The sequence below is a fragment of the Tardiphaga sp. 215_C5_N2_1 genome (assembly GCF_052076055.1).
GTDB lineage: Bacteria > Pseudomonadota > Alphaproteobacteria > Rhizobiales > Xanthobacteraceae > Tardiphaga > Tardiphaga robiniae.
This window is the reverse complement of record NZ_CP197240.1, coordinates 1663176-1679447: the sequence shown is the minus strand read 5'-3', so window position 1 is coordinate 1679447 and position 16272 is coordinate 1663176. Positions and strand designations below refer to the sequence as shown.

Here is a 16272-nt window from a genome sequence, read left to right as displayed (position 1 = left end):
CGGTGGCGGCGGCGGTCATCTCCCTGCGGTGATGACCTCTCCGCACAACTCGCCGTCAGCAGCACCATTTCCAAATGAAACTGCCGCATCGAGGTCGAATTCGGAGAGCGGGACGGGCCGACCGAACAGAAAGCCCTGGACGAGGTCTACGCCTGCAGCCTGCAGATATTCAAATTGCTCTTCGGTCTCGACACCCTCGGCCGTCGTTGCGATGCCAAGACCACGGGCCAGCGCAAGCACCGAGGACACCACCGCTGCACAATCGCGGCGATTGGGAGCGCCTTGTGCGAAGGATTTGTCGATCTTGATCCTGTCGAACGGGAAATTGGTCAAATAACTCGCCGTTGAATAACCAGTGCCAAAATCATCGAGCGCTATGGAGATGCCGAGATTCTTCAGTTGCCGTATCGTCCCCAGATGCGCCGTCGCGTTCTCAAGAAGAGCGGTCTCCGTAATTTCCAACTCCAGCCGTTCAGGCGAAAGACCCGTCTCCATCAGAGTATCCAGCATGACGTCGAGCAGCTTTCCCTTGCTGACTTGAACCGCTGAGATGTTGACCATGATCTTGAGGTGAGCCGGCCACGACGCTGCATCCGTGCAAGCCTGGTGCAGGATCCACTCGCCAAGAGGAAGGATCAGCCCCGTCGCTTCCGCGAGCGGAATAAATTGATCGGGAGCGATGAGCCCTTTCGACGGATGCCGCCAGCGGACCAGCGCCTCGGCGCCGCGGATCTGCCGTGTCTTGGCGTCAACCACCGGCTGATAGTGCACTTCGAATTCATTTCGCGCGATCGCGTCTCGCAGTTCGTTTGCCAATATCTTCTGCGAGTGGGCAGCCTCGATCATTTCGGACTGGAACAGGCGGAAATCGTTTCGCCCGCCCGTCTTGGCGTCGTAGAGCGCGAGATCTGCTTTTCTCAACAGGTCCTCGGGATCGACGCCCTGTTCCGGAGCGAGGGCAATTCCAATGCTGATCCCGATGCTGGCCTGGTGGCCGTTGAGATCAAATGGCTGAGCAATGGCATCGATGATCCTGAGGGCAAGCACGATTGCACCCTCCTGCGGATTGGGTCCTCCGTCCTGGATGATCGCAAACTCGTCACCCCCAAGGCGGGCCAGCACATCGGTTTCGCGAGTCGATGATTTCAGCCGTTGAGCGAACTCAACAAGCAAACGATCCCCTGCAGGATGTCCCAGCGTGTCGTTGACGGTCTTGAATCTATCGAGGTCGAGCATGACCACGGCAAAGCCATCGTCATGGCGGCTAAGACGCTGGCTCGCCTCCTCAAGTTTCTCGGTAAACAGTGTTCGGTTGGCAAGTCCCGTGAGCGCATCGTGACGCGCCAGGTGAACGATCTCGGCCTCTGCGCGCCGCCGTTCGGTGATGTCTTCGTGCGTTGCAACCCAACCGCCGTCCTTCATCGGCTGTCGGGTGACGAGCATCAATCGCCCATCCGCAAATTCATCGACCCTGGCCGAGCTTGAATCGGTCGAGTGCTGGCCCAATTCAGCTATCTTTTTCCTGATGGCTGGTTCGCTCGTCCCGCCCTTGAGAATGCCACGGGAGACGCGATCGGCGATGATAGCCTCATGAGGCGTCCCGACTTTCAACAAAGCCGCAGGCAACTGGTATAGTTCCGCATAACGATCATTCCAGACAACGAGCCGTTTCGCTCCGTCGAACATGCAGAGACCCTGCGACATGTTGCTCAGCGCAATGTCGAAGCGTTCGTTGGTCTGCTCCAGCTCCACGGCTTTCGTGGCCAGCAACTGCTCCCTGTGTTTTTGCGCCGTGACATCTTCATGAGTCGCCAGCCACCCTTCGGTCGGCATCAGATGGCGCGTCATCGAAATGAGGCGTCCGTCGACAAGCTCCTGGACCTCTTTCTCCAGTTTCAGTTTGGCGTCGACAAGGACATCCGCAGCCATTTCGCAATTTGTTCTCTTCGCCCGGCGATATTCAATGATTTGCCGCAGCGTAGTCCCTGGCTTCACCTGTTCCTCGCTGAGGTGATAGATTTCCGCATAGCGCGCATTTGAAAGAATGATCCTCTGCTCACCATCAAATAGCGAAAGACCCTGCGACATGTTGTTCATCGCGGCGTCGAAGCGCATGTTGATCCGCTCAAGTTCAGCAGCTTTATCAGTCAACAAGCGCTGTGCGCGTTTCTGCTCGGTGATGTCTTCATGGGTTGCGACCCATCCGCCATCCGCAATCGACCTGCGTTGAATTAAAATCACGCGACCGTCGGCAGTCATAAAAATCTGTCTTTGCTTCGTCGGAATCTCCTGAACATCCCCCTCGATGGACAAATCGTGCTTTCCGCGATCTTTGAGGGCCTGCAGCATGAGAGACAAAGGTGTTCCGGGCCTGACGAGTTCTTCCGGGAAACCGTACATCTCGCGGAAGCGGCCATTCGAAACCACCAGATTCTTGTTCGCGTCAAACAGGCAGAGCCCTAGCGACATGTTGCTCAAGGCAGCATCGAACTGCATGTTCGTTCGTTCCAGAATCCTAGTTTTCACGGCAAGACTATTCGTCTGGCGCAAAATCCTAAACGTGCCGAACAAGATGACGGCAACGATCATGGCGACGAGCGGGCCCACCATGTAAAGGTGCTGGCGCCATGGTCCCAGCACCTCACTGCGGGCGTATGTGATGACCAAGACCAGCGGCAGTCCGGGCACAGCCTTGTACCCCGCGAGGCGCGCGATGCCGTCGATAACGCCTATCGTCTCGTAGGTGCCTGCTTCCGATTTTGGCAGATATTCGGAGACGAGCGGGCTATCCGCGAAAGATTTGCCGATGGCTCCTTTTCTCGCGGGCTCTCGCGCAAGAACCCGCCCCGTGCCCGCGCGATGCAGCAACAGCACGGATCCGCCCTTGCCGACATCGATCGCGCGATAGACCTGCGTGAAATGTGTCGGGTCGAGCGGCGCAGTTACGACCCCTGCAAAGCTGCCGTCGGCGTTGCTTAACCGGCGCGACGCCGCCGTCAACCATTTGTCGGTGACAGCCGAGGGATAGGGGGGCGCAATAAACAGCCGGCCATCGGCCTGATCGCGTTGAGCGGTGAAGTGCAACATGTCGGAGATATTGCTTCGCGGCGGCGTGCGATCGTAGGAATGCGCCAGAAGGTTACCGGCTGCATCTGTCCAGCCGACGGCAACGACGATCGATGAGGCCTTCTTGAGAAGACGCAAGGCGGTATTTGCGGCTTCGGGCGTTGCATACTTTCCCGAAAGGTTATCTTCGCGAATTCTCTCAGCTTCGAGCAGTGTTCGATCGATCCCCTCAAAGGTCAGCGCCGTGTGTTCGGCGAGAATCTCGGCGATGTTCAGTGCTGCCTTTCTTGCCTCAGAAAGCGCCGCATGATGGCGCGCCTGCAGATCCACCAAAAACACAACGATGATCGACGTCGCAAAGAAGACGCCGAGCACCACCAATGAAAATCCTGGCAGCCGGGCCAGTCTTCCATAGAACGCGCGCATGAAGCGTCCAGTAGTCGTTACAAATGAAACAAATGAAATTCCGGATTTCAGCGTGGATGACGAACCTTAATAATAGGTTGGAAATATTGGCTTTACTGTACGCGGCGAGGCAAAGGATTATGTTGCACTGCGCACGTTGGATATGCGGATTTGCGAGATACTAATACCTGTTGCTGGTTGATCGCATCTATGAAAATCAGTCGCATGTACTTCTAAGTAATAGATACAACTTTAAACAGCGCCAGCTTCCAACGGCCTGCCGTTTGGAAATCTCCTGTTGGCGCGTTTCGGACCCGAGGTGATGTCCTGGTTGAGCCTGCAATTCGCGGGGATAGCGGACATACTTACCGCGGCTTGTGAGTACACGCCCTAGATCAGCGCCATCCCCGACAGCACCATGCTTGCGCCCGCCAGAAGCATGATCCCGTCCATGACCAGGCGGAACGTCTCGACGCTCAGCTTCAGTACGTAGCGCTTGGCGATGAATGCGCCGACCATCAGCGAGGCGCCGGCGATCAGGCCTTTCACAAGCACGTCGAGATCGAGCGCGCCAAACCGCTGGAAGGTGACAGACTTGCTGAGATACAGGCCGAGCGAACTCGCGGCTTCGGTGGCGAGGAAGGCGCCCTTGGCGAGGCCGTAAAACAGAAACAGCGGCACGCTGAGTGGGCCGCTGGAGACGACGATGCCGGTCAGATAGCCAATGATCGCGCCGCCAAGCGCGAGTTGCCACAGGCTGATGGTGAAGGAGCGCCGCGCCAGCCAGTGGCGCAGCGGCACCATGGCAATGAAGAACAGTCCGATGGTGAGATCGACCACATGCGACGGCAGCACCAGCGGCGTGCGTGCGCCCAGGGCTGCAGCTGGAATGCCGGTGAGCGAATAGGCGGCGGTGGCGCGCCAGTCGACCTCGCGCCACCAGGCGAGGATGCGCGACAGGTTGGCCATCACGGCGGCGACCGCCATGATCGGCACGGCTTCCTTCGGCCCGAATTGCCAGACCAGCACCGGCATCAGCATGATCGACGAGCCGGTGCCGACGATCCCGGAAATGGTGCCGGCGATAAGGCCGACCGTGCAGACGAAGATGAAGTTCAAGGCGCGACTCTCCAAGCGCGGGACGTTACAAGAGCGCTCCAGTCGTGTAGGTGCAACCGATCCGATGGGAGACGGCGATGCCAGTCACAAGAATAGTCGCCGGAGAATGGGCGCGGGGCCGTGAGATCGAGGTCATTGAGGCCGTGCAGTCGGCGATGCTGGCGGCGCTCAAAATTCCCGACTGGGACCGCGACGTGACGGTGGACACCTATAGCGAAACGCAGCGCATCGTGCCGACCGGGCGCTCGCAGCGTTTTACGCGGGTCGAGATCACGATGTTTGCCGGCCGCTCCATCGAGGCCAAGCGAAGCCTCTATAAGACGATCGTGCAGAACCTTGGGGCGCTCGGCGTTCCGGAACTCGAGATCAAGATCGTCCTGAACGAACAGCCTTTGGAGAACTGGGGCGTGCGCGGCGGCCTGCCGGCCTCCGAGATCGAACTCAGCTTCAAGGTCGACGTCTAGGACGCGGCGGCGGGCTCTGCGGCGGCGGTGCCGTCGTCGCCCTTGTAGACCCGCAGGTAGCGTCGGCCGAGGCTGGTCAGCACCTCATAGGCGATGGTGCCGTAGTGATGCGCGAGTTCGTCGACGGTGATGCCGTCGCCGATCAGCGTCGCCAGATGGCCGCGGCGGGCGGCGTTGTGGGGCAGGTCGGTGATATCCACCGCAAGCAGGTCCATGGAGATGCGGCCGGCGATTGGGCAGCGCTGGCCGGCGATAATCACCTCGGCGCCGCGGGTGCCGTCGCTGCTGCCGGCCGCGCGGAAGTAACCATCGGCATAGCCGGCCGCGATGATTGCAAGTCTGGTCGGACGCCGCGCCACCCAGGTGGCGCCATAGCCGACGCTGTCGCCGCGTTCGACGCTGCGGGTCTGCAGGATCCGCACCTTGAGATCGACCACAGGTGCCATCGGGTTGTCGGCTTCCAGCGTCGGATTGACGCCGTAGAGGGCTGCGCCCGGACGCATCAGATCGAACTGATAGGCCGCGCCGAGATAGATGCCCGACGAATTCGCGAGGGATGCAGGCACGCCGGAGAACAACGATGACGCCTCGCGGAAACTGGAATATTGCCGGGCGTTCATCGGATTGTGCAGTTGTTCAGCACAAGCGAGGTGGCTCATCACCAGCGTGAAGCCGTGATCGCCGGAACCTAGGCGCGGGATCAGGCCCTGGACGTCAACCAGGCCGAGGCCGAGCCGGTTCATGCCGGTGTCGATATGCACCGCCGCGCCGCCCTTCCAGCCGGTGCGGCGGCAGAACATGTCCCATTCGGCGAGTTCATTGAGATCGCCGATCACGGGCTGCACATTGATGGCGGCCAGCGCATCGCCGGAATTCGGCGGAAAACCGTTCAGTAGATAGATCGCGGCTTCGGGCGCGGCCGCGCGGGCGGCGCGAGCTTCGTCGAAGGTCGCGACAAAGAAGGTCTTGCAGCCCGCCTTTACCAGCGCGCGCACCACGGGGGTGATGCCGCAGCCATAGGCGTCGGCCTTCACCGCCGCGCCGCATTCGGCAGGCACGCCGTGTTTTTCGAGTTTGCGCCAATTGGCGACGATGGCGTCGAGATCGATGGTCAGGATGCCGCTGGCGTCTGCAGGCAACTCCATTTCGGCGGGAGTTGTTAATTTCGGATCGGAGACGCTGTTCATCGAAATGTCCTGGCACAGGGATCGTGTGATGGGATCACACGATTGAATTCTGCGCCGCACAATATGCGCGCGTCAGAGACGGTTCAACCGCACGCGCGTCACTCCTGCGGGGCGCGGAACTGGGCGCCGCCGGCGAGATCGCTGAAGCGGGTGAACTGGCCTTCGAACTGCAGGTCGACGGTGCCTGTGGGGCCGTGACGCTGCTTGGCGATGATGACTTCGGCCTTGCCGTGCGCAAGATCCATCTCGAGCTGCCATTTCTCGTGCTCGGGAGTGCCGAGTCGCGGCTCCTTGGCCTGCAGATAGTATTCCTCGCGATACACGAAGACCACCACGTCGGCGTCCTGCTCGATCGATCCGGATTCACGCAAGTCGGAGAGTTGCGGATGCTTGTCTTCACGATTTTCGACCTGACGCGAGAGCTGCGACAGCGCCACTACCGGGCAGTTCAATTCCTTCGCCAGCGCCTTGAGGCTGGTGGTGATCTCGGTGACTTCCTGCACGCGGTTATCGGAGCGTTTGCCCGAACCCTGCAAGAGCTGGATGTAGTCCACCATGATGACGTCGAGGCCCTTTTGCCGCTTCAGGCGGCGGGCGCGGGCGGTGAGCTGCGAGATCGACAGGCCGCCGGTTTCGTCGACGTAAAGCGGCAGGTTCTGCAGCTTGATGGTGTAGTCGCGGATCTTGTCGAATTCGGCTTGGGTGATGCCGCCGCGGCGGATCGCGCTGGAGGAAATCTCGGTCTGCTCGGCGAGAATACGCGTGGCGAGCTGTTCGGCCGACATTTCGCAGGAGAAGAAGCCGACGACGCCGCCATTGATGGTCTTCATGCTGCCGTCGGGCTGCACTTCGGACTGATAGGCGGCGGCGATGTTGTAGGCGATGTTGGTGGCCAGCGAGGTCTTGCCCATGCCGGGGCGTCCGGCGAGCACGATCAAGTCGGAGCGCTGCAAGCCGCCCATGCGGGCGTCGAGGTCGCGCAACCCGCTGGAGATGCCCGACAGTTTGCCGTCGCGCTGATAGGCGTTGGCCGCCATGTCCAGCGCTGTGGTCATTGCCTGGGAGAAGCGCTGGAAGCCGCCGTCATAGCGGCCGGCTTCGGCCAGCTCATACAGCCGACGCTCGGCATCCTCGATCTGGGCGCGGGGGGCGAAATCCACCGGAGCGTCATAAGCGACGTTGACCATGTCCTCGCCGACATTGATCAGCTGGCGTCGGATTGCCAGTTCGTAGATCGTGCGGCCGTAATCCTGCGCATTGATGATGGTGGTGGCTTCGGCGGCGAGGCGGGCGAGATATTGGCCCACGGTCATGCCGCCGAGATCCGTGTCGGTCGGCAGGAAGGTCTTCAGCGTCACGGGTGTGGCGATCTTGCCGGCGCGCACGATGGCAGCGGCCGTCTCGAAGATCGTCTGGTGGATCGGCTCGAAGAAATGCTCGGCCTTGAGGAAGTCCGAGACCCGGTAGAAGGCGTCGTTATTGACCAGGATCGCGCCCAGCACGCCCTGTTCCGCCTCGATATTGTGCGGCGCCGACCGATAGGCCGGGGTGCCCGCCTCGGGGGTGAGCTTAAGAACGTTCGAATCGAATGCGGCCATGGTCTCTATTGGGTCTTCCGAATTGGGCGGATGAACGGCGTAGTCACGCGGGCGTCGGCGACTAAGCGCCTGACGGTCTCCGAGTGGAAGGACGAAGCGGCCTTATGCACGATTCACACATCAAGGCGGGGGAATTCCGGTCGGTCGCGCGCATTGCGCTTGACGCTTCCACCGCAGCAAGGGGAGGGGTCTGAATCATTGCTTAAGGAACCCGCAAAAATTGCGCCCCGCGCCTGAACCGGATGGCGATCTCTCGCACTTATAAGAGAGCCAGCCGCTGGCAGGCACGGCAGTGCCGGAACCCCACGGGGAGCCGGGCGTTGGCTTCAAAACGAATAAGAGGCGAAGGATAGATCCATGAGCCAGCGTCACCAGCATCCCGATGCCGGAACTCAGGCTGCCGGAACCGACGGTTCTGCGTGGTTGTCCACGCTGATCGACACGTTCGAGCGCACCGCGCAGCTTGAAAATGTCCCATGCGATACGAAAGCGCTCTCCGCCGCCAAAGCGCGCCTCCAGCGCCCCGCCATTCTGCGGCCACGGCCTGTCTTGCGCCGCCGGCATGCGACGCTCCTATTCCAGCACTAAACCAGCCTATTCGCCGGCAATCTGCAGACGCGGTTGTTGGCTCCGTTCCCTGGCTCGAAGCCGAGCTTCCTCCCGCCCGATATAATCGCGCGTGAACGGCACAACGTCCTGACGTTTGGTGAGCTGGATCTGGAAGTTCATCACGTTCTGCATACGGAACGACATTTCCGACGCCGCCAGATAGAACTCCCACATCCGCGCAAAGCGCTCGTCATAGAGCCGCACGGCTTCCTCGCGTCGTGCCATGAAGCGCTCGCGCCATGCCTTGAGCGTCTCGGCATAATGCAGCCGCAGGATTTCGATGTCCGAGACCAATAACCCGGCCCGTTCGATCGCCGGGAGAACTTCCGACAGAGCGGGGATGTAGCCGCCGGGGAAAATGTACTTGGCGACCCATGGATTGGTGATGCCGGGTCCCTCAGGGCGACCGATGGAGTGCAGCACCATGACGCCGTTCTCGGTCAGAAGTTCTGCGCACCGCTTGAAGTAGGTGTCGTAATGGTCGACGCCGACATGTTCGAACATGCCAACGGAGACGATGCGGTGGAATGGACCGGGGATGTCGCGATAGTCCTCGAGCAGGAATTTTGCGCGGTCTTTGAGGTTTTTCTCGCCGGCCCGGGCATTGGCGACCTGCAGCTGTTCGGTGGACAGCGTAACGCCGGTGACATTGGCACCGGTCATCTCTGCCAGATAGAGCCCAAGCCCGCCCCAGCCGGAGCCGATGTCGAGTACGCGTTGACCTTTTTCGATGAGCATCTTGGCCGCGAGGTGGCGCTTCTTGGCGAGCTGGGCGTCGTCCAGGGTCGCGTCCGGTCCTTCGAAATAGGCGCAGCTATATTGCTTGTCAGCATCCAGAAACAATGAGTAGAGCCGGCCGTCCAGATCGTAGTGATGGGCAACGTTGTTGCGGGAGCGCTTGCGGGGATTGAACTGCTGGGCGTGGCGCAGGACGTAGCGGAGCCACCATTGCAGCTTGGCCCAGCGGGGCGCCATGTCGGGCTGGTTCAGGGCGATGGCGAGCAGGTCGGCAATGGTGCCACGCTCCATAACGAGGAGCCCGTCCATAAATATCTCGCCGAGTGCCAGTTCGGGATCGAGAAGTAGTCGGCGTTGGGCGGCTTTGGTGACGAAGCGGGCAGAGACGGGAGGTCCGGAGCCATCACCGAAGGTGAATTGTTGGCCGGAGGCCGTAGTGAAGGTTATTGCCCCTCGGCGAATGTACTGACTCAGGAAGAATCGCAACAGACGGTCCATCGAAATCACCCCAATGATCCGATCACGCGCAAACTGAAGCAACAGCGTAACTTCCCGCCGTGCACGAGATCAACTGTCTCCCTAGCTCTTGAGTAGAAGATAGTAGTGATGCACCGCCTGTGCCAATGCGCACGCTGCAATGCCGCTATCCCGATTGTTCCGATCACATCGTTGCGATATGTCGATGCTTCCATTCACGTCACAATCGGATACAAGGTGATCCGCGTGATTAAGCTAGCCACATCAGGAGATTGAAATGTTGAGCCGAGCGCTCAGTTTAGCGACGGTGATGCTCCTGATTGGCTTCGCGGCAGTCCCGGCACAGGCCCAAAACCTCGAAGCCGGAAAGTCACCTTCCCAGATTTTCGCGGGCGGCTGTGCCGTCTGCCATAAAAGTCCGCGCGGGCTGCTGAAGACGGTGGCACCCGGTCAGTTGCCGGCCTTCCTGCGCCAGCACTACACCACAAGTACAGATATGGCGGCGTCCATGGCCGCTTATGTCGTGTCCAACGGGGCGGCCGACCGCCGTCCTGCCGGGGATAACCTGACGCGTCAGGGCCGTGAACTCACGACCGAGCAGAAGCCGGCCCCGGCCGATGCCAAGCCCGGTGCTGCGCCGCCGCCCGAGGCTCCGCCGCCGGGCCGCCGGCTACGTCCGCAGGAGGCCGCTAAGCCCGATGCCGATGTTGCACCAGCTCAGGCCGAGCCCGGCACGCGCCAGGGCCGCAATGCCCGGCGACAGGCGCGCCCGGCGACAGACAATCCCGAAGCGAAGCCCGATGCGGCCAAGCCCGTAGACGCACAGTCGCCGGCTGCCGCCGAAGCAGAGCGTCCCGCGCAGAAGCAAAGGCTTGGCAAGAAGGGACGCCGCCATCAGGAAGAGCCGCCGAAGGCCGAACCTGTGAAGGACGAGCCCAAGGTCGAACCCAAGTCTGAGCCGAAGGCTGAGCCGCGGCCGGAGCCGGCCAAGACCGAGCCTGCGAAGCCCGCTGAAGAGAGCAAGCCTGAGGCGAAGCCCGAAGCCAAACCTGAGACGCCGGCACTTCGTCCAGATCCCGTTCCGTCGGTCACGCCGGCACCGAAGGCGCCTGAAGGGGAAAGCCGTCCGGCGCCAGCCGAGCCGGCGCCGCCTGCGCCGGCAGCCCCAGCGTCTCCGCCCGCAGCAACGCCGGCCCCGGCACCTGTGGCTCCAACGCCTCCGCCAGCCGCTGCTCCGCCGCCAGTGGTCGTGCCTCCCGCCACTCCGCCAGTGCCCGCGCCGACTCCTGTAGCTCCAGCTGCGCCTTCGCCGGCACCGGCCGCGCCGCCACCACCGCCTCCGGCGTCGGCTGCACCACCGGCGCCTCCGGCCTCGTCAGGCTCGCCGGTGCCGCCGATCTCGCAGTAGACGGTTCAACCGCCTCTCAACAACGGAACAAAAAAGCCCGGCCAATCTGGCCGGGCTTTTCTCGTTTGAGCAGAAGCTTCGTGTGGACTTAGCCGTTGTCTTCTTCGGCGTTGCCCTGTGCGTCCGGATCGAAGAACTCGCCGGCGGCGGCAAGTGCTTCGGCGGCTGCGTCCTGATCTTCCTGACGGCTCGAAATGTCTTCGCCGCGGTTGATGCGCTCGGCTTCGTCGGCCGAACGGGCAACGGTGACGCTGACGCTGACTTCGACTTCAGGATGCACGGCGATCGAGATCTTGTGCTGACCGATGGTCTTGATCGGCGCGTCGAGCAGCACCTGGCTACGGGCGAAGGTGACGCCGTCAGCCTCGAAGGTGGCGATGATGTCGCGCACCGATACCGAACCGAACAGCTGACCGGTTTCCGACGCCTGACGGATGATGACGACGTTGCGGCCGTCGATCTTCTCGGCAACCGTGGTGGCTTCCGCCTTGGCCTTGATGTTGTTGGCTTCGAGGTCAGCCTTCATGCCGTCGTACTTGGCGCGGTTGTCGGCGGTGGCGCGCAGCGCCTTGCCACGCTTCAGCAGAAAGTTGCGGCCGTAGCCGTCCTTGACGCGGACGACTTCGCCCATCTGGCCGAGTTTGGCGACGCGTTCGAGCAAAATGACTTCCATGATCGTTCTCCTTTAAGTGTTGAGCAGGTGTTGAGTTGAGTTGGTCAGGCCACCGTCGAAGAAGGTGGCTTGCGTGCGAGAAAACGTTGGCGAAATCCGAAGAAGGCATCGGCGAGGCCGAGGCCAACCATGGTGAGGATGGGCCAGCCGAGGACGAGCACCATGGCGTAGGTCAGACCGAGCACCATCACGCGGCTTTTCATGCCCATGGTCAGCGTATGCAGCGCGGCGAAGCCGGTGAGGGCATAGGCCATCATCAGCGCCGAGGTGACAATCTGCGAAAAGATGCCGACGATGCCGCCCATGAAGGACAGCGCGATGGCCAGACACAGCGCGACCATCGTCATCGGCGGCAGTGCTGCGGATTTCAGCTCAGGCCACGGCCGATTCAGCCGGCCCGATGTCACGATGATGCGGCCGGCGAGCCAGAGATTGAGCGTCAGCGTCATGATCGCGACGATGGCGGCGGCTGCCGGAGCGATCGTCACCAGCGCATTGATGACCTGTTCGGAGTCGCCAGCGCCGCCGCGCGATCCCAGGATGCGGGTCAGAGCGCGGCGCAGCGCCGAGACGATAGTGTCGCCATCGGTGCCGAGGGTCAGCAGCGCGCCCATGGTCGTGAATGCGGCGAAACCCGCGGTCCACAGTAACATGCGGCCGACCGGATACCATTCGACCAAGGGCGGTGTCGCGGCTGCGCCATTCACGCCCGGCACTTCTGCAGTCACTGGACGGCCGAGCAATGCGAGATGGCCGAGCCAGCATGCGGGCAGGGCCACGGTGAAGACGAAGGCGGCGAGATAGGGCATGCCGAACAGCAGGCCGAGCGAGGTGCCGGCTGCGATGCCGCCGATGGCAGCAGTCACCGGACCCCAGCCGAGAGCGGCCACCATCAAGGGCAGCGGCGCGAGATAGAACAGCAAAAGGGAAATCAACGCGCCCGAAATGATCGAGGCGAACATCAGCGCTGAGGCAGCGCCGGCGGCAAACGCGATGAGAAGGCTTGCGATCATCAGCTGTCCCGCCCCCTTTGAGCGGTTAGAGGCACTTGCCCCAACCATCGGCGACCGGACGACCCGGAAGCCTTATGAGAAATAAAAGCGACCGGCGGCACGAGGCCGCCGGTCGAAAACCGCCTTAGCGGATAACGTAGGGCAGCAGACCGAGGAAACGCGAGCGCTTGATGGCGCGGGCGAGTTCACGCTGCTTCTTGGCGGAGACGGCCGTGATGCGGCTCGGCACGATCTTGCCGCGCTCAGAGACGTAACGCATCAGTAGCTTGGAATCCTTGTAGTCGATCTTCGGCGCGTTCGGACCCGTGAACGGGCAGGTCTTGCGACGGCGGAAAAACGGACGACGTGCACCAGCTTCAGCCATTATTCTTACTCCTCAACCGATGCTGCTTCGTCGTCGCGCGGACGACGCGGACCACGATCACCACGGAAGCCACCGCCTTCACGGTCGCCACGGAAACCGCCGCCTTCGCGGTCGCCACGGAAGCCACCGCCACGGTCGTCGCGTTCACGATCACGATCAGCCTTACGCATCATGGCGCTCGGGCCTTCCTCGTGCTCTTCGACGCGGACGGTCAGATAACGGATGACGTCTTCGCTGATACGCTCCTGGCGCTCAATCTCGGTGACCGCCGCGGACGGGGCATCGAGGTTCATCAGCACGAAGTGCGCCTTGCGATTCTTGTTCATGCGATAGGTCAGGGAGCGCACGCCCCAGTTTTCCATCTTCACGACCTTGCCCCCGAGACCTTCGACGATGCCGGTCATCTGGGTGGTGAGGTCTTCGACCTGCTGTGCGCTCGCATCCTGACGTGCGAGAAATACATGCTCATAAAGAGGCATGGCTGTCCTTTCCAAGGTTAGCGCGTTTCCCGGCGGCAAGCCCTTCGAACCCTTATGGAAAGGACTCGATATTGCTCAGAAGGCGGGAGCACGGGACGACGGACCAACTGGCCCTATCGCAACAAACCTGTGTGTGATTTTGCTGTGACCGTCCGTTCAGCTCCCGGCCGGGATCTGCGGATCGGGGCCTTATACGGATTTTCCCAGTAATGGCAAGCGAAACGGGGGCCAAATGAGCGGATTCCGGGAGCGGGCGGGAACCCGGATCGTGGTGCATCCTGGGCGCTGCGGCTTGACATTCCCCGTCGTGCCAGTGTCTTACGGCGCACGTTTGAACGAGTTTAAGCCAAAAAACATGACGGGGCGTCAATGACCGCAGCATTTACCTTTCCGGGGCAGGGGTCCCAGGCGGTCGGCATGGGCAAGGCGCTCGCGGATGCATTTCCCGCCGCTAAGGCCGTATTCGACGAGGTCGATTCGGCCCTCAACGAGAAGCTCACGGGAATCATCTGGGATGGCCCAGCCGAAACCCTGCAATTGACCGAAAACGCCCAGCCGGCGCTGATGGCGGTGTCGCTGGCGACCATGCGGGTGCTTGAGGCCGAGGCCGGCATCTCGCTGGCCAAGGACGCCGCTTTCGTGGCCGGCCACTCGCTCGGCGAATATTCGGCGCTGGCAGCGGCGGGAAGCCTCTCTGTCACGGATGCGGCCCGCCTGCTGCGGACCCGCGGTCTGGCCATGCAGAAGGCCGTGCCGGTGGGTGTCGGCGCCATGGCGGCGTTACTCGGCCTCGATTACGAGACCGCCGTGGCCGTGGCTGAAGAAGCTGCACAGGGCGAAGTGTGCCACGCCGCCAACGACAATGGCGGCGGTCAGGTGGTGGTGTCCGGCAACAAGGCTGCGGTCGAACGCGCGCTGGAGATCGCCAAGACGAAGGGCGCCAAGCGTGCGATGTTGCTGCCGGTGTCGGCGCCGTTCCATTGCAGCCTGATGCAGCCCGCCGCCGACGTGATGGCGGAGGCGCTGGCCAAGGTCACGATCAACAAGCCGGTGGTGCCGCTGGTGTCCAACGTGCTGGCCGCGCCGATCTCGGATCCTGATGAAATCCGCCGCCGCCTGGTCGAGCAGGTCACCGGCACCGTGCGCTGGCGCGAATGCGTATCCTATATGGCAGGCCAGGGCGTGACGCGCTTCCTCGAGGTCGGCTCCGGCAAGGTGCTGAGCGGGCTCGTCAAACGCATTGCCGAAGGCGCCGTCGGCGTCGCCGTCGGCGGACCCAATGACATTGCCGCCGCCAAGGATGCGCTCGCAGCAGCGCGTTCGGCGTAAGCGGCCAGAGGAGAAGACAAGATGTTCGATTTGACAGGCAAAACCGCGCTGGTGACCGGCGCGACCGGCGGTATCGGCGAGGCCATCGCCACAGCTCTGCATGCTCAGGGCGCGACGGTGGCGCTGTCCGGAACGCGCAAGGCGGTTCTCGAAACGCTGGCTGCGAAGCTCGGCGATCGCACGCATGTGCTGCCGTGCAATCTTTCCAACGCCGCTGAGGTCGAAGAGTTGGTGCCGTCAGCCGAGAAAGCCATGGGCCAGCTCGACATCCTCGTCAGCAATGCCGGGATCACCCGCGATAATCTGTTCGTCCAGTTGAAGGACGAAGACTGGGATGACGTAATCAACGTCAATCTGACCGCGACCTTCCGCCTCGCACGCGCCGCAACCAAGCTGATGATGCGCAAGCGCTTCGGCCGCATCATCGCCATCACTTCGGTGGTCGGCGTGACCGGAAATCCCGGGCAGGGGAATTACACCGCAGCGAAAGCCGGCCTGATCGGCATGATGAAAACGCTGGGGGCGGAATACGCCAAGCGCAACGTGACGGCCAATTGCATTGCACCCGGTTTCATCGCAACGCCGATGACCGATGTGCTCAATGACAAGCAGCGCGAAACGATTCTGACCAAGGTGCCGGCAGGGCGTCTCGGCTCGCCGGAAGATATTGCGGCAGCAGCGGTCTATCTGAGCTCAAATGAGGCGGCCTACGTCACCGGACAGACGATTCATGTCAATGGCGGCATGGCGATGATCTAAGCGTCGGGGGAACCCCAACGTCGTGATTTAATTGAGGTTTGGACAGTCACCGGGCTATGTGGCCAAGCCAAATGAAGTATGGTAACCGAACCTCCAACGGTGGGGCAAAGAAGGCCATTGCAGGAATTTGAAACCCTGTATATTGGCGGGGACGAGCCTGCCGTTTTCGCGAGGCTCCGTCCGGGACGACGGGGTCAATCCAGAGACGCGCAACTGCGCAAGGTTTAACGAGTTAAACGCTCCACGATGGCTCGTATCGTCTGCGGACGGGCCCAATGTAACAAGCACGAGGTTGATATGAGCGAGATTGGCGAGCGAGTGAAGAAGATCGTGGTTGAACACCTTGGTGTTGAACCCGAGAAGGTGGTCGATGCCGCGAGCTTCATCGATGATCTCGGCGCTGATAGCCTCGACACGGTCGAGCTCGTGATGGCGTTCGAAGAAGAGTTCGGCTGCGAAATTCCGGACGATGCCGCCGAGACGATTCTGACCGTCGGCGACGCAACCAAGTTTCTCGAGAAGAACGCAAAGAGCTGACACCTTCGCGCGACACATTTTGAAGCCGGCCGGATTGCGTTTGTGCG

General features: G+C 61.7%; 15 protein-coding genes. 6 read left to right on the top strand and 9 right to left on the bottom strand.

All coding sequences use genetic code 11. The annotated features are described in order from the left end of the window. Nucleotides 1-15: 15 nt before the first annotated feature. Together AB7828_RS07905 and AB7828_RS07900 are read right to left on the bottom strand one after the other, a co-directional pair. Nucleotides 16-3492: a bifunctional diguanylate cyclase/phosphodiesterase gene (locus AB7828_RS07905; protein ID WP_441229859.1), complete on the bottom strand. Its 3477-nt coding sequence runs from the start codon at nt 3490-3492 to the stop codon at nt 16-18. Between the two features lie 369 nt (nt 3493-3861). Then, nucleotides 3862-4590: a sulfite exporter TauE/SafE family protein gene (locus AB7828_RS07900; protein WP_441229858.1), complete on the bottom strand. Its 729-nt coding sequence runs from the start codon at nt 4588-4590 to the stop codon at nt 3862-3864. A 77-nt stretch (nt 4591-4667) separates the two neighbouring features. Between AB7828_RS07900 and AB7828_RS07895 the strand changes: the two genes are divergently transcribed. Further along, nucleotides 4668-5054 carry a tautomerase family protein gene (locus AB7828_RS07895; protein WP_441229857.1) on the top strand — a complete coding sequence of 129 codons (387 nt, stop codon included), beginning with the start codon at nt 4668-4670 and terminating at the stop codon, nt 5052-5054. Here AB7828_RS07895 and alr read toward each other — a convergent pair. Together alr and AB7828_RS07885 are read right to left on the bottom strand one after the other, a co-directional pair. Continuing rightward, nucleotides 5051-6241, bottom strand: a complete 1191-nt coding sequence (gene alr, locus AB7828_RS07890) for an alanine racemase (RefSeq protein ID WP_441229856.1) — start codon at nt 6239-6241, stop codon at nt 5051-5053. The two genes, AB7828_RS07895 and alr, sit on opposite strands and share 4 nt — an antisense overlap. A 98-nt stretch (nt 6242-6339) precedes the next feature. Then, the gene (locus tag AB7828_RS07885) at nt 6340-7839 is read right to left on the bottom strand and encodes a replicative DNA helicase (protein WP_068731048.1); all 1500 of its coding nucleotides are present in this window, start codon (nt 7837-7839) and stop codon (nt 6340-6342) included. A 357-nt stretch (nt 7840-8196) separates the two neighbouring features. Between AB7828_RS07885 and AB7828_RS07880 the strand changes: the two genes are divergently transcribed. Then, on the top strand, nt 8197-8427 hold the full coding sequence (locus AB7828_RS07880; protein WP_120292319.1) for a hypothetical protein: 231 nt from the start codon (nt 8197-8199) through the stop codon (nt 8425-8427). Nucleotides 8428-8433: 6 nt separating this feature from the next. Here AB7828_RS07880 and AB7828_RS07875 read toward each other — a convergent pair whose 3' ends face one another. Beyond that, entirely contained in the window at nt 8434-9684 is a 1251-nt protein-coding gene (locus tag AB7828_RS07875) for a class I SAM-dependent methyltransferase (protein WP_441229855.1), read from the bottom strand. A 256-nt stretch (nt 9685-9940) separates the two neighbouring features. Here AB7828_RS07875 and AB7828_RS07870 point away from each other — a divergent pair, with 256 nt between their 5' ends. Continuing rightward, complete coding sequence (locus tag AB7828_RS07870) at nt 9941-11071, top strand: hypothetical protein (protein ID WP_441229854.1); 1131 nt, start codon at nt 9941-9943, stop codon at nt 11069-11071. Nucleotides 11072-11159: 88 nt separating this feature from the next. On the opposite strand, the gene rplI is transcribed toward AB7828_RS07870, so the two are convergent. From rplI to rpsF, 4 genes are all read right to left on the bottom strand, one after another. After that, on the bottom strand, nt 11160-11744 hold the full coding sequence (gene rplI, locus AB7828_RS07865) for a 50S ribosomal protein L9 (protein WP_089263933.1): 585 nt from the start codon (nt 11742-11744) through the stop codon (nt 11160-11162). Nucleotides 11745-11788: 44 nt separating this feature from the next. Then, a complete protein-coding gene (locus tag AB7828_RS07860) occupies nt 11789-12757 on the bottom strand; it encodes a hypothetical protein (RefSeq protein ID WP_441229853.1) in 969 nt (322 codons plus the stop codon). Nucleotides 12758-12881: 124 nt separating this feature from the next. Continuing rightward, nucleotides 12882-13121 (bottom strand): 30S ribosomal protein S18, encoded by a 240-nt coding sequence (rpsR, locus tag AB7828_RS07855; RefSeq protein WP_002711478.1) that lies wholly within the window; start codon nt 13119-13121, stop codon nt 12882-12884. Between the two features lie 5 nt (nt 13122-13126). Continuing rightward, entirely contained in the window at nt 13127-13600 is a 474-nt protein-coding gene (rpsF, locus tag AB7828_RS07850; protein ID WP_068731054.1) for a 30S ribosomal protein S6, read from the bottom strand. A gap of 369 nt (nt 13601-13969) precedes the next feature. Between rpsF and fabD the strand changes: the two genes are divergently transcribed. From fabD to AB7828_RS07835, 3 genes are all read left to right on the top strand, one after another. After that, nucleotides 13970-14929 (top strand): ACP S-malonyltransferase, encoded by a 960-nt coding sequence (fabD, locus tag AB7828_RS07845; protein ID WP_439072020.1) that lies wholly within the window; start codon nt 13970-13972, stop codon nt 14927-14929. 21 nt (nt 14930-14950) lie between these two features. Beyond that, nucleotides 14951-15688, top strand: coding sequence for a 3-oxoacyl-[acyl-carrier-protein] reductase (gene fabG, locus AB7828_RS07840; RefSeq protein ID WP_089263936.1), 738 nt, complete (start codon nt 14951-14953; stop codon nt 15686-15688). Nucleotides 15689-15985: 297 nt separating this feature from the next. Beyond that, entirely contained in the window at nt 15986-16225 is a 240-nt protein-coding gene (locus tag AB7828_RS07835) for an acyl carrier protein (protein WP_006020277.1), read from the top strand. The last annotated feature ends 47 nt before the right edge of the window (nt 16226-16272 follow it).

Coding starts and splice junctions, on each gene's coding strand:
- fabG (WP_089263936.1), top strand. CDS start 14,951: ATGTTCGATTTGACAGGCAAAACCGCGCTGGTGACCGGCGCGACCGGC.
- AB7828_RS07835 (WP_006020277.1), top strand. CDS start 15,986: ATGAGCGAGATTGGCGAGCGAGTGAAGAAGATCGTGGTTGAACACCTT.
- AB7828_RS07875 (WP_441229855.1), bottom strand. CDS start 9,684: ATGGACCGTCTGTTGCGATTCTTCCTGAGTCAGTACATTCGCCGAGGG.
- alr (WP_441229856.1), bottom strand. CDS start 6,241: ATGAACAGCGTCTCCGATCCGAAATTAACAACTCCCGCCGAAATGGAG.
- rpsF (WP_068731054.1), bottom strand. CDS start 13,600: ATGCCTCTTTATGAGCATGTATTTCTCGCACGTCAGGATGCGAGCGCA.
- rpsR (WP_002711478.1), bottom strand. CDS start 13,121: ATGGCTGAAGCTGGTGCACGTCGTCCGTTTTTCCGCCGTCGCAAGACC.
- fabD (WP_439072020.1), top strand. CDS start 13,970: ATGACCGCAGCATTTACCTTTCCGGGGCAGGGGTCCCAGGCGGTCGGC.
- AB7828_RS07870 (WP_441229854.1), top strand. CDS start 9,941: ATGTTGAGCCGAGCGCTCAGTTTAGCGACGGTGATGCTCCTGATTGGC.
- rplI (WP_089263933.1), bottom strand. CDS start 11,744: ATGGAAGTCATTTTGCTCGAACGCGTCGCCAAACTCGGCCAGATGGGC.
- AB7828_RS07860 (WP_441229853.1), bottom strand. CDS start 12,757: ATGATCGCAAGCCTTCTCATCGCGTTTGCCGCCGGCGCTGCCTCAGCG.
- AB7828_RS07885 (WP_068731048.1), bottom strand. CDS start 7,839: ATGGCCGCATTCGATTCGAACGTTCTTAAGCTCACCCCCGAGGCGGGC.
- AB7828_RS07905 (WP_441229859.1), bottom strand. CDS start 3,492: ATGCGCGCGTTCTATGGAAGACTGGCCCGGCTGCCAGGATTTTCATTG.
- AB7828_RS07895 (WP_441229857.1), top strand. CDS start 4,668: ATGCCAGTCACAAGAATAGTCGCCGGAGAATGGGCGCGGGGCCGTGAG.
- AB7828_RS07880 (WP_120292319.1), top strand. CDS start 8,197: ATGAGCCAGCGTCACCAGCATCCCGATGCCGGAACTCAGGCTGCCGGA.